We start from the raw sequence: 12,388 nt of genomic DNA, 5'->3' as shown, positions 1-12,388 counted from the left end.
GGCATGAATGCAACGCGACCGCAAACCAGACGTGAACGACTGGATGCAAAGGAAACTGCTGTGATCAGTGCAGCCCGAGCCCTGTTTCTGGAAAAGGGGGAGGCAGGCACACGGGTTGCAGAGATTGCCAAGCGAGCCTGTGTTGCAGAGGGAACCCTGTATTTATATTTTAAAAACAAGCGTGCAATCCTGCAGGCGGTGGTAGCGGATCACTGGGAACAACTAACCGTTGGTGCGCGGGAGGCTGTCGAAGGGCAAACTGAAACATTTGACAAACTTGAAGCGCTGACAACCTTCCATCTTAGGGCAGTTATTGCGGATTGGTCTTTGCTGATGCTGGGGACCCGACTTTGGGCAACAGGCGCAGAAGCGGAAGAGCAAATGGAGCGCGATTACCGGCGTAACTACGTTGCTATCTTTGATGACCTATTTCGGCGTGGCCAGGACAGGGGCGATGTCGCAGCAGATGCCAGTCTGTGGCAAGTCCGCGATTTATTCTACGGGACACTGGAATATACTGCGCGAACCATGATGCTGCATCCCGAACGCACAGACTATGACGGTGTGACGGAATTTGTTGTGGCGCAGGTAAAATCGGCCTGTCTGTCCGGGGGGCAAATGCCGCTCTATAAAGAAGAAAGCGGTTCCAGAGACTTAAGGTCTATAACCGGGCGATTGGAAGCAGCGCTAAAAGACTTGAAGAGCCTGGATGTTTAACGCTGCCCAGACATAGGTTTATTCAGCGGCACTCTCTGCCATGGTTTCGCGGATACGCAATTGCTCTCTTATTTCTGCATGTCTTTTCCGGGTTAAAGGATACCGGCTGAATACCAGTGCGGCAGTTAGAGCAAATATAGCAAGGCCAGGGCCGTAAACAAGTGCAAGCCGTTCAGTCATAACCGGGGTCATCTGATCGATGGATGAAACATCCTTGATGTTTGCATATTCGATCGCCAGACCAGCCAGGAAGGTTCCCAGACCAAAGGTGATTTTCTGGACAAGCATCTGCGCCGAATTAAAGATGCCTTCAAGGCGTCTGCCCGTCTTTAAGTATCCTTCATCAATAACATCCGGCAACATCCCCTGGGTCAGATGTATCCTGCCAATGAATATGGTTTGGTGGAAAACAACGTAGCAGCAAACGAGAAAAAGCAGCGCCCCAGATCCTGATGCGGGTGTCAGACCATAATAATGGGAAAGGGGTAAAATCGGAAGAATACATGCTTCCAGAAGGATCAAGGTCAAGGTAGCACGTCGTTTGCCAAAACGGTGAGACGACCGGGATGCTAGTGCAGCAGAGGGCAGAAGTGCCAGGAAAACAACCAGCATGAAAATGCCCATCTGTTGATCGTTAAAGCCGTAAAAATACTTATTAATATGAATAAGCATGGTATTGGCAACGCCTGCCTGTGTGACAATGATGAAAACAGTTAGCATTAAAATCCGGCCGGATGGGATTTTCAGAACGACCAGAATATCCTTGAACGCATAATACCAGGGCCGGCTTTGTTGATCGGGGGATGTGATGGGCAAATCCTGAATTTTCTTCCGCGTGCCGATAATCGCGATAATCATACCAACCATGGCAATCAACGCAGAGAAATAGCCGACAAATATATAGCCCGCTGCCTCGTTCCCAGCTGTCTTGGCCATAGGGATCAGGAGGAACCAGGCAAATACCTGAATAAGCAAACCACCCGTATAGCCAAGGACATTGCGGTATGTCGCGATGGTCGTCCGTTCGTGGTAATCGGTGCTAAGTTCTGCACCAAGTGCCATATGCGGCACGGTGAACAGTGTTAGAAATGTTCTGACGATTATAGCAAGCGACAGGAACCAGATAAAAAGCCCCGTGGCATCCAGAAATGCGGGGGGATTAAAAATAGCTGCCAGGGAGGCTGCAAAAGGTATGGTTGCCGCTATCATAAAGGGATGCCGACGTCCCCAGCGTCCCGATTTAAAGTTATCAGATATTTGACCAACCAGCGGATCAGATATGCCGTCTGCGATCAGGGCCAGAAGAGCGGCAAGCCCAGCCATAGACGGCGGCAAATCAGTATATTGAGCATAAAAAAAGAATAGAAAATAATGAAAGCAGACATCTTTGGCTGCCCAGGCAAACTGGCCCATGCCGTATGTCAGCTTCACCGCCTTATCAACGGATTGCATCCAGACTTACTCCCCCTATATGCTATTGCACTCTTCCCATGTGCTATAGCATTTCGATGGTATGCAAGTCGGTCAGGTCTGACCATTACCTCATAGGTGTAGTCAGGCCAGCAGGGTTAGCTAACGGCAGATAGGAATTTCTCCAGGGTAATATTACGCCCACATAAAATGATCGCGACTTTCTTGCCTTGAAATTGGGTGGCGGTTTTTAAAAAGGCAGCAACTGCGACGCCTGCTGCACCTTCTATCATCCAGCGTTCTTTATCTGCTATCAGGCGCATAGCATGTCGGATTTCATCTTCTGTGACCGTCAGGCGTTTATCAAGGACGGTTTGGCAAATAGGGAAAGTCAGTGCGCCTTCTTCCACACCGCCGGCGGTGCCATCTGATAATGTTTCCTGTTCCGTGGGTTCATAAATCTCACCTTTTTCAAGGCAAAGATTCATGGACTGCGCGACTTCTGGCCATGCACCGATAATTTCAGTGTTGCTCCCTATGCCCTTCAGGTAGAGGCCAGTGCCGCCAATCAGGCCACCCCCACCAACCGAGGCAAAGACTGCACTGACATCAGGGCAGTCATCATGAATTTCCACGCCGACTGTCCCCTGACCCATGATGACATCTTCGTCATTATAGGGGGAAATATAGGGTTTCTGAGTTTCCCTGGCGACGTCACGAGCCGTTTTCTCGGCCAGTAGGCAGTCTCCCGGAACCTTGATAACCGTGGCGCCCATGGCTTTTATGCCGTCTAATTTTGTGCCTGAAGCATTTTCCGGAACATAAATCGTAGCCTGAATGCCCAGTTTAGATGCTCCAAGAGCCGTTGCCATACCGTGGTTGCCGCTGGAGGCTGTGACAACACCGCGGGCTTTATCCTCGTTAGACAGCATCAGAAGTTTATTGGTTGCACCGCGTACCTTAAAGGAACCGGTTGGCTGGAGATGGTCACATTTTAAATAGACCTCAGCCCCAGTCAGGTTTGAGAGATAGGAACTATATTCAAGCGGTGATTTACGGACCGTGCCAGAGGTCTTAATTCTGTCATAAGCTGATTTTATGTCGGTATGCGTTATCATTTGTATTCGGACCCCTGTGAAACATTATTGTGGCAATTAAGCATAATTGATGCTTAATACAAAGCAGGGAGCAAATATTGTTTTAATTTTTAAAGATGTCACTTTTTAATGTGACAATATCCGGACTTATTTATTTGGTTTAAGGTGGGGAAATGAGCAGCAATTTAAAAGAGGCCTGGTTAAGGCTGCGTGCGCTGAGTAAGGGAGTAGATAGTCTAGTACTGAAAGACATGTTCGCTAAAGAACCAAACCGTTTTGAAAAATATTCTTTGTCACATGACGGTTTGTTATTTGATTTTTCCAAGAACAGAATTGATGAAACGTCAATTGATTCTTTGCTTGGACTTGCCAAAGCCTCTGATCTTGATGAAGCCCGCCGGGCCATGTTTCGCGGGGATACCATTAATTTCACAGAAGGAAGGGCAGCACGCCATGTTGCCCTAAGATCGGACGAACCGTCCGATGTTTCTGAGGATGTTTTACGAAACCGGCAGCAAATGCTGGATTTTGCAGAAGAAGTAAGGGCTGGGAATGTATGCGGCTCAACCGGTAAAGCATATACCGACGTGGTGAATATCGGTATTGGTGGCTCTGACCTGGGGCCAGAGATGGTCACCATCGCGCTTTCTCCCCATCATTCAGGGCCACGCTGTCACTTTGTTTCCAATATTGATGGCTCTCATATTGCGGATACATTGTTGGGTCTTGATCCTGAAACAACATTGTTTCTTGTGGTCAGCAAGTCATTTACGACACTGGAGACAATGACAAACGCACGCGCAGCAATGAAGTGGCTGACTGCGTCGCTTGGTGACAGCGCTGTTCGGGATCATTTTGTTGCGATTTCCACAAACCTGCCCAAGGTGCAGGAATTCGGTATTGATGAAACAAGAATATTTGGCTTTCAGGAGTGGGTCGGGGGTAGATACTCCGTTTGGTCCAGTGTTGGTTTGTCGGTTGCGATCGCTCTTGGAGCAGATAATTTCAAAGCTTTTCTGGCTGGCGCGCATAGCATGGACAAGCATTTTCTGGAAGCTGACTTCCGGGATAATATTCCGGTTATGCTTGCGCTTATGGGGGTCTGGAACCGGGATGTGCTTGGCTTCCTGTCCACCGCGATTTTTCCGTATGACCAACGTATGCGACGGTTCGCTGCCTACATGCAGCAGCTTGATATGGAAAGTAACGGTAAAAGAATAACGCGGGATGGTTCTGTCGTTGAAATGGATACTGGTCCCTTGATCTGGGGGCAGCCGGGTTCAAATGGTCAGCATGCCTTTTTCCAGTGGCTGCATCAGGGAACCAACTGTGTACCGGCTGATTTTTTGATAGCGGCAAAGCCCACTAACGCAGATGAAGGGCAGCATGCTTCTTTGCTGGCGAACTGTTTGGCGCAGACAGAAGCGCTTGCAGTCGGTCGTACGTATGATGAAACAGTCAGCAAGCTAAAGGCAGAAGGCCGTGATGAAGCGACAATTCAAAGGCTGGCACCGCATCAAGTCTTTCCTGGCAACAAGCCGTCAAATACCATTCTGTTTCCCCAGCTAACACCGTATTATCTGGGAATGCTTATCGCTCTGTATGAGCATAAGGTCTATGTTCAGGGAGTATTATGGCAGATCAATAGTTTTGATCAGTATGGGGTCGAGCTGGGTAAAGAGCTTGCTCTGGCGACAGAAGCACAGATGCATAATGGTCAGCCCGGCGCTGAGTCGCCTTATACAGCCGGAATTATGGCTGCGGTAAAAGCCTTGCGAAAATAGGATATAAACTCGTTATAAGGGATTTGGCCGAAATTTTTCCTGGTTTCAGTCGATATATTTCTAATATGGAGAAAGTTAAGGTAATATCTCTCCCGGAGTTGTAGTAACTCGCTGATATAGCAGTTATATTTTTTGCCTCACAAACGGTTGAAATCACGAATTGTTTACGTATTCTTAGGGAATACAAGACATAACCCCTGAAAAGAGTGCACCAAAAGAGTGCACTATGTTTTGAGTAATTCGTTTCTTTCCATCTTGCTCTTGCTTGTGGGTAAACGAGTTTCTTTTTTTGGAAAGTTTTATATGGCTAGAAACACAGTAATACCAACAGGTATCGCCAACGAATTCGGCGCTTCAGAAATTATCGTTACGAAAACCGATTTGCAGGGCAAGATCACATATGCCAATGATGTGTTTTGTCGGTTGTCGGAACTTTCGACACAAGATGTTTTAGGCCAGCCGCATAATCTTATCCGGCATCCGGATATGCCGCGCAGTATATTCAAGCTATTGTGGGAAAGAATTCAGGCAGGTAAGGAGATTTTTGCCTTTGTCCTTAACATGGCCATGTCAGGTAATCATTATTGGGTATTAGCCCATGTCACTCCTACAATCGTGGACGGTCAAATTGTTGGATATCATTCGAACCGACGTCGTCCAACAGAGGGTGAAATCTCTGCGATACAAAATGTTTACACGCAGTTGTTGGCTGAAGAGAAACGCCATTCAAGCCCAAGAGACGGTATGGATGCTGCGACCAAGCTGCTTGAGGAGATGTTGGCTGACGCAGGTCAGTCGTATGATGAGTTTTTCTGGGCGATAAGGAACAGTAGCCGTGTTTAATAAAAGTAAAGAGTTAGTAGCGGAAAACAATCGCCTGCGTGCAGAACTGGAAGCCGTTCATAAAAAAGCCGCAGAAACTGAACAAGTATTTGCCACCGTTTCTGAGGTGATGAAGCGTGCAGCTGTCGGCGATCTTGAGGCACGTGTTTTGGACTGGGACGCTCACGGTGAAGAACATGCCGAGATGCTCGGCGATGTTAATCGGCTTCTTGATATGTGTGATGCCTCAATTCGCGAGAGCTCGGCGGCTCTGAGTGCAGCGGTGGGAGGTGACTATAATCGTCGTTTCCTCAGGCAGGGTATGCTGGGAGCTTTTCGGCAAGGTGCCGAAGTTATTAATACAGCCAGCAAGACGATGAAGAAACGTCAGGATGAGGCGACGACCCGCCGCGAAGAAATCGCAGGGCGTTTTGAACAGTCAATCCTTAAGATCATTGCTGAGGTGCGTGGATCCGCTGATAGATTGCAGGAAACATCAAACCAGTTACGGGCAGATGCGACAACGACACAGGAGATGGCAGCGGCGGTTGCTGCAGCCTCTGAACAGGCGACCGTTAATGTTCAGACAGTTGCGTCCGCAGCAGAAGAATTACAGGCTTCCTTTGAAGAAATCTCCCGGCAGGTTCAAAATGCTTCAGAGCGGACAGATAGCGCGTCCAGCGAAGCATCATCTGCGGGTGAAGTGTTGGGACGTTTGCAGACAGCATCAGAATCCATCGGGCAGGTTGTGACACTCATCAAGGACATTGCGGAGCAAACGAATTTGCTGGCGCTGAATGCGACTATTGAAGCGGCCAGGGCTGGTGAAGCAGGACGCGGCTTTGCTGTTGTAGCAAATGAGGTAAAGTCACTAGCCAACCAGACATCGGTTGCAACCAGCGAGATTGATGAACAGGTTGGGGATATTCAGAATTCCACGACTTCTTCGGTCGAGGCTGTTCGGGAAATTGCCGAAGTGGTGCATGATCTATATTCAATTTCGGAGACAATTTCTGCTTCGACCACTGAGCAGACGCATGCCACTCTTGAAATAAGCCGCAATATTCAGGAAGCGTCCCAAGGTACAATGGAAGTTTCCCAGCGTATTTCCGAGGTGAGTAATAAGGCAGATGCCATCCTGAATTCATCAGAAGTTATCGAAGCAGCGGTTAGGGAACTCGAGAGAGAATTAACTGAATTGCGGACACAGTCAGATGAATTTCTGGATGAGGTTCGAGGCTAACTTTATAGCTGGACCGTTACAGTATATTTTATAAACACCCCGCTTTGGCGGGTATTCGTGGCACCTTGAATTCAAGGTGCCATTAATTTTTCTGTTCCTTGGGACTTGCCCCGATTGCTAATGCTGGCTAGGGTTTGCCCGCTTCTTATGTTGATGCGGGAGGAAAGGAACGGAAAATGGCTATGAATTATAAAAAAGGTCTGGTTCCGTTTGCGTGGGATGACCCCTTCAATCTGGATCAGCAGCTTCATGAAGACGAAAGATTAATCCGTGACACCGTCCATGCCTATGCGCAGGACCGGTTGATGCCGCGTATTCTTGAAGCCAACCGTCACGAGACCTTTGATCCTTCCATATTCAGAGAAATGGGCGAAATGGGCCTGCTTGGCTCGACCTTGCCAGAAGAGTATGGCTGTGCCGGTATGAATTATGTTTCCTACGGTTTGATATCGCGGGAGATTGACCGGGTTGATGCTGGCTACCGGTCCATGATGTCTGTCCAGAGCTCTCTGGTTATGTTCCCGATCTATGCATACGGTTCCGAAGCGCAGCGTCGTAAATATCTGCCTAGAATGGCGACCGGTGAATGGATTGGGTGTTTTGGCCTGACGGAGCCTGATCATGGGTCCGATGTCGGCGGCATGATTACACGGGCGAAAAAGGTTGATGGCGGATATAGCCTGACTGGTGCGAAAATGTGGATCACCAATAGTCCTGTGGCCGATGTGATGCTTGTATGGGCAAAATCGGACGCGCACGGAGGTGCTATTCGCGGCTTTGTTCTAGAACGCGGCATGGATGGACTTACAACACCAAAAATAGAGGGTAAGTTCAGCCTGCGGGCGTCGATCACAGGCGAAATTGTTATGGATAATGTTTTCGTCCCTGACGAGAATCTGCTGCCCAACGGCGAAGGACCAGGTGCGCCCTTTGGGTGTCTGAACCGTGCACGGTACGGTATTGCCTGGGGCGTGATGGGTGCCGCTGAATACTGCATGCATGCTGCACGGCAATATACGCTAGACCGAAAGCAGTTCGGGCGCCCCCTCGCAGCAACCCAGCTGGTGCAGGTAAAGCTCGCGAATATGCAAACGGATATCGCCCTTGGCCTACAAGCTGCCCTGAGGGTAGGAAGGTTAATTGACGCAGATAATTTTGCCCCGGAGATGGTGTCGATTATTAAAAGAAATAATTGCGGCAAGGCGCTTGAGATAGCGCGAATAGCGCGGGACATGCACGGCGGCAACGGGGTATCAGACGAATATCACGTGATCCGGCACATTATGAATTTAGAGGCAGTGAATACATATGAAGGCACCCATGACGTGCATGCGTTGATCTTGGGGCGGGCCATCACGGGCATTCAGGCCTTTTCTGTTTAATAAAGTAGCGATGAAAGAGTAAGGAAGAAAAAATGTCACCAATTACAAGAGAAGATATTGGCGAAATTGCAGTATTGTCCTGTGATTATCCGCCGGTTAATGCTTTGTCTCATGCTGTTCGCAAGGGCTATATTGATCATCTGGATGCTATCCGGTCCGATGATGCAATCAAGGCAGTTGTTGTTCGCTGTGAAGGCCGGACCTTTCATGCAGGTGCTGACATTACAGAATTTGGCAAACCGCCACAGGAACCACATTTGCCAGATGTGGTGATGGCGCTGGAGACATTCCCGAAACCGCTTGTAGCAGCTATTCATGGTACTGCGCTCGGCGGAGGATTGGAAATCGCTCTTGGATGTCATTACCGGATTGCAGACCCGTCAGCAAAAGTTGGGCTGCCTGAAGTTCATTTGGGTATTCTGCCGGGTGCCGGTGGTACTCAGCGCCTGCCGCGTCTGGCCGGCGTGGAAAATGCACTGGACGCTATCCTTTCTGGCCGCCATGTGAAAATGAAAGAAGCAGCCGCGTGGGGAGTGGTTGACCGTCTTGCTGGTGATGATCTGAAGGCTGATGCCGTTGCCTATGCGAAAGAGGTGGTGGCATCTGGTCCGCGCCCCACAGGGGACATTGAGCTGGACGGAGCCAAATATGATGAGGCTTTCTTTGCGAATTTCCGCAAATCAATCGCCCGTAAAACTCGCGGGTTCTTTGCGCCCGAACAGTGTATCCGCTGCGTAGAAGCTGCAGTTTCGCTGCCACTGGTCGAAGGCTTGAAGAAAGAACGCCAGTATTTCACTGAATGTATGCAGAACCCTGAAGCTGCTGCAATGCGACATCTGTTCTTTGCGGAGCGGCAGGTCGCGCGTGTACCGGGCATTACAAAAGAAACCAAACGCCGTGATATCAAAAAAGTTGGCATTATCGGGGCTGGCACTATGGGCGGTGGTATCGCCATGAATTTTGCCAATGTTGGTATTCCGGTTACTGTTTTGGAACTTAATCAGGAAGCACTGGATCGTGGTCTGGGTGTTTGCCGTAAGAACTGGGAGCGCTCAAGCCGCCTAACGGCTGATGATGTGGCTGAAAGGGTTAAGTATCTGTCAGGTACAACCAATTATGAGGATCTGGCTGATTGTGATCTGGTGATCGAGGCAGTTTTCGAGAAGATGGAGATCAAGGAGCAGGTCTTCAAGAAGTTGGATGAAGTTCTGAAGCCGGGTGCTATCATGGCCTCCAATACGTCTTATCTGGATGTGGATGCAATCGCGGCCTATACGTCCCGCCCGTCCGATGTGCTGGGTCTGCATTTCTTCTCGCCAGCGAATGTTATGAAGCTGCTTGAAATTGTGCGTGGTAAGGAAACTGCGGATGATGTTTTGGCTACATGTCTTGATATGGCGAAGAAGATTGGCAAAGTCGGCGTTGTTGCGGGCGTATGCCACGGCTTCATCGGGAACCGGATGCTGTCTGGTTATGGTCGTGAAGCAAATCTGAATGTCATGAAAGGGGCTATGCCGCAGGATGTGGACAAGGCTATTTTTGACTTTGGTATGCCTATGGGGCCACTCACGATGGCGGATATGGCGGGGCTGGATATCGGCTACTTTAACCGTCAGAGCATGGACCGGAATAGTTTCGATACACGTGCGACTGACTGGCTTGACCGCCTGGTCGAAGGCGACCGTAAAGGGTTGAAGGTTGGCAAAGGTATTTATGATTATGCCGAGGGCAGTCGTGCACCTGTGCCGTCCCCTGAGGTTGAGGCCATTATCCTTGAAGAGTCAGCCAAGCTGGGACTTGAGCGTACATCAATTTCTGCTGAGGAAATTGTAGAGCGCAGTATCTATGCCCTGATTAATGAAGGGGCGCATATTCTGGATGAAGGCATCGCACTACGTGCCAGCGATATTGATGTCGTTTATGTTTACGGATATGGCTTCCCGCGCTACCGCGGTGGTCCTATGCATTATGCGGATGCTGTTGGACTGGACAAAGTATATGCCCGCCTGCAGGAGTTTGCCTCAATTGATCCTGACAACTGGAAAATTTCACCACTGTTGAAACGTCTGGCAGAAGAAGGCAGCAGTTTTGCCGCGTTTGATCAGTCTAGATAACAAGGAAAGAGTTTATGAGTAACATTTTAAACGAACATTTCAGTCTGACTGGTAAAGTGGTTTTGATAACTGGCGCTTCTTCCGGCATTGGGGAGCAACTTGCACGGGCTGCTGCGCGGGCAGGGGCTGATGTTGCACTGGCTGCCCGCCGTTTGGACAAGATCGAAAAAACGGCTGCCGATATTGCTGCTGAAACGGGCCAAAAAGTCATTGCCGTGAAACTTGATGTAACTGACGGCGACAGTGTGACAGCATGCTTTGATACGGTGGAGGCTGCACTGGGTACGGTGACAGTTGTTGGTAACAACGCAGGTATGGCTATCCCAAAATGGGCGCTGGAAGATACCGAAGAAGACTGGGACCGCACGATGAACACCAATCTGAAAGGGGTATGGCGTGTTGCCCAAACAGCGGCCAAGCGTATGGCTGACGCCGGTGTTGGTGGTTCTATCATTAATACGGCTTCTATCCTTGGGCTGGGTGTATCCCCGCAGCAAACCACCTATGCAACCAGTAAGGCTGGTGTCGTTCATTTAACTAAGGCAATGGCGCTGGAACTTGGGCGTTTTGGTGTGCGCGTGAATGCGATATGTCCCGGATATTTCGTGACAGAGATCAATGAAGAATTTCTTTCGAGCGACAATGGTCAAAAAATGCTGCGGTCTACGCCGGCACGCCGTGCAGGGAAACTGTCTGAACTGGAGGCACCTTTCCTGATGCTGGCTGCAGACGGCGCAAGCTTTATCAGTGGTGTCGCACTACCAGTTGATGCATGTCACAGCATTAAGCTGGTGGGTGGTTAATCCAAGGTAACTGATACCCGGGCGTTACCGCTGAGGTAGCGCCCGGGTATGACCGTCTAGGTCAATTTCTCCTGAAAAAATGACAGCGTTCTTTGCCATGCGAGTTCTGCCGCGTCTGGGTCATAGCGGGGGGTCGTGTCGTTATGAAACCCGTGATTGGCGCCTTCGTACATATACATAACATAGTCTTTATCATTTGCTTTCAGTGCTGCTTCATACGCGGGCCAGCCGTCATTGATACGCTTGTCCAGTGCGCCAAGGTGTATCATTAGCGGCGCTTGTATCGCTGGTACATCCTCTGCCTGGGCATGGCGGCCATAAAAGGGTACGGAGGCAGCTAGCTCGGGGTAAGCAACGGCCAATGCATTACAAACGCCTCCGCCGTAACAAAATCCGACAGCACCAACCTTGCCCGTGCAATCATCCCGTGCGACCAGATGTTCGTAGGCGGCAAAAAAATCTTCCATCAATTTGGTGCTATCCATGGACCGCTGCATGGTTCTGCCTTCATCGTCTGTGCCGGGGTAGCCGCCAAGAGGTGATAAGCCATCAGGAGCAAGTGCCATAAAGCCAGCTTTTGCACAGCGGCGCGCCACGTCCTGAATATAAGGATTCAGACCGCGATTTTCGTGAATAACCAGAATGGCTGGTAACTTGGTGCTGGCTGCCGCGTCTGCAGGTCTGCATAAATATCCTTTGATATCGCCGTGGCCGTCTGGTGAATTGTAGCTTATCCAGTCAGTAGAAATGTCGGGGTCATCCTCCGGGACCTGTTCTGCCAGTGCATAATTTGGTGCGAGTTCCCCAAGAAGGGCCGCTGCAGTCATCCCGCCGACAGCAAATTTTCCTGCCTGTCGTAAAAAGTCCCGTTTGCTGATAATGCCGTGGACGTAGCCGTCAAATATTTCCAGCAGGTCGGGGTGAAAGTCTTTTGCTGATTTTCGTTTCATGAAATGCCTCCCTTATCCATGGATCATTCTGGGAAGGAGGGCTGGCTGGGTCAAGTCACAAATTAG

The 12,388-nt window shown here is 49.7% G+C and carries 10 protein-coding genes; 7 read left to right on the top strand and 3 right to left on the bottom strand.

Annotated features, from left to right (window positions below):
- Positions 1 to 3 precede the first annotated feature (3 nt).
- The gene (locus IE181_RS14180) at positions 4 to 717 is read left to right on the top strand and encodes a TetR/AcrR family transcriptional regulator (protein WP_191254031.1); all 714 of its coding nucleotides are present in this window, start codon (positions 4 to 6) and stop codon (positions 715 to 717) included.
- Between the two features lie 18 nt (positions 718 to 735).
- On the opposite strand, the gene IE181_RS14175 is transcribed toward IE181_RS14180, so the two are convergent.
- Together IE181_RS14175 and IE181_RS14170 are read right to left on the bottom strand one after the other, a co-directional pair.
- Positions 736 to 2,169, bottom strand: a complete 1,434-nt coding sequence (locus IE181_RS14175; RefSeq protein ID WP_191254029.1) for an MFS transporter — start codon at positions 2,167 to 2,169, stop codon at positions 736 to 738.
- A 116-nt stretch (positions 2,170 to 2,285) separates the two neighbouring features.
- A complete protein-coding gene (locus tag IE181_RS14170; protein WP_191254027.1) occupies positions 2,286 to 3,245 on the bottom strand; it encodes a threonine/serine dehydratase in 960 nt (319 codons plus the stop codon).
- A 152-nt stretch (positions 3,246 to 3,397) separates the two neighbouring features.
- Between IE181_RS14170 and pgi the strand changes: the two genes are divergently transcribed.
- The 6 genes from pgi to IE181_RS14140 all read left to right on the top strand — a co-directional run bounded on the left by pgi (position 3,398) and on the right by IE181_RS14140 (position 11,372).
- Positions 3,398 to 5,008 (top strand): glucose-6-phosphate isomerase, encoded by a 1,611-nt coding sequence (gene pgi, locus IE181_RS14165; RefSeq protein WP_191254026.1) that lies wholly within the window; start codon positions 3,398 to 3,400, stop codon positions 5,006 to 5,008.
- Between the two features lie 303 nt (positions 5,009 to 5,311).
- Positions 5,312 to 5,851, top strand: a complete 540-nt coding sequence (locus IE181_RS14160) for a PAS domain-containing protein (RefSeq protein WP_191254025.1) — start codon at positions 5,312 to 5,314, stop codon at positions 5,849 to 5,851.
- Entirely contained in the window at positions 5,844 to 7,073 is a 1,230-nt protein-coding gene (locus IE181_RS14155; protein ID WP_191254024.1) for a methyl-accepting chemotaxis protein, read from the top strand. Before IE181_RS14160 ends, IE181_RS14155 begins: the two co-directional genes overlap by 8 nt.
- A 182-nt stretch (positions 7,074 to 7,255) precedes the next feature.
- Positions 7,256 to 8,455 carry an acyl-CoA dehydrogenase gene (locus IE181_RS14150; RefSeq protein WP_191254296.1) on the top strand — a complete coding sequence of 400 codons (1,200 nt, stop codon included), beginning with the start codon at positions 7,256 to 7,258 and terminating at the stop codon, positions 8,453 to 8,455.
- 32 nt (positions 8,456 to 8,487) lie between these two features.
- Positions 8,488 to 10,569: a 3-hydroxyacyl-CoA dehydrogenase NAD-binding domain-containing protein gene (locus IE181_RS14145; RefSeq protein WP_191254023.1), complete on the top strand. Its 2,082-nt coding sequence runs from the start codon at positions 8,488 to 8,490 to the stop codon at positions 10,567 to 10,569.
- A gap of 14 nt (positions 10,570 to 10,583) precedes the next feature.
- Positions 10,584 to 11,372 (top strand): SDR family NAD(P)-dependent oxidoreductase, encoded by a 789-nt coding sequence (locus IE181_RS14140; RefSeq protein WP_191254022.1) that lies wholly within the window; start codon positions 10,584 to 10,586, stop codon positions 11,370 to 11,372.
- A 56-nt stretch (positions 11,373 to 11,428) separates the two neighbouring features.
- On the opposite strand, the gene yghX is transcribed toward IE181_RS14140, so the two are convergent.
- A complete protein-coding gene (gene yghX, locus IE181_RS14135; protein ID WP_191254020.1) occupies positions 11,429 to 12,322 on the bottom strand; it encodes a YghX family hydrolase in 894 nt (297 codons plus the stop codon).
- Between the last annotated feature and the right edge of the window lie 66 nt (positions 12,323 to 12,388).

This window comes from Kordiimonas sediminis (assembly GCF_014656395.1).
Taxonomy (GTDB): domain Bacteria; phylum Pseudomonadota; class Alphaproteobacteria; order Sphingomonadales; family Kordiimonadaceae; genus Kordiimonas_A; species Kordiimonas_A sediminis.
Note: the sequence above shows the minus strand (reverse complement) of the source record. Positions and strands in the feature narration are given on the sequence as shown.

Excerpts from the sequence above, each read along its gene's own strand:
- IE181_RS14180 (WP_191254031.1), top strand. The coding sequence starts at position 4 with ATGAATGCAACGCGACCGCAAACCAGACGTGAACGACTGGATGCAAAG.
- yghX (WP_191254020.1), bottom strand. The coding sequence starts at position 12,322 with ATGAAACGAAAATCAGCAAAAGACTTTCACCCCGACCTGCTGGAAATA.
- IE181_RS14175 (WP_191254029.1), bottom strand. The coding sequence starts at position 2,169 with ATGCAATCCGTTGATAAGGCGGTGAAGCTGACATACGGCATGGGCCAG.
- IE181_RS14170 (WP_191254027.1), bottom strand. The coding sequence starts at position 3,245 with ATGATAACGCATACCGACATAAAATCAGCTTATGACAGAATTAAGACC.
- IE181_RS14160 (WP_191254025.1), top strand. The coding sequence starts at position 5,312 with ATGGCTAGAAACACAGTAATACCAACAGGTATCGCCAACGAATTCGGC.
- pgi (WP_191254026.1), top strand. The coding sequence starts at position 3,398 with ATGAGCAGCAATTTAAAAGAGGCCTGGTTAAGGCTGCGTGCGCTGAGT.
- IE181_RS14150 (WP_191254296.1), top strand. The coding sequence starts at position 7,256 with ATGAATTATAAAAAAGGTCTGGTTCCGTTTGCGTGGGATGACCCCTTC.
- IE181_RS14140 (WP_191254022.1), top strand. The coding sequence starts at position 10,584 with ATGAGTAACATTTTAAACGAACATTTCAGTCTGACTGGTAAAGTGGTT.
- IE181_RS14145 (WP_191254023.1), top strand. The coding sequence starts at position 8,488 with ATGTCACCAATTACAAGAGAAGATATTGGCGAAATTGCAGTATTGTCC.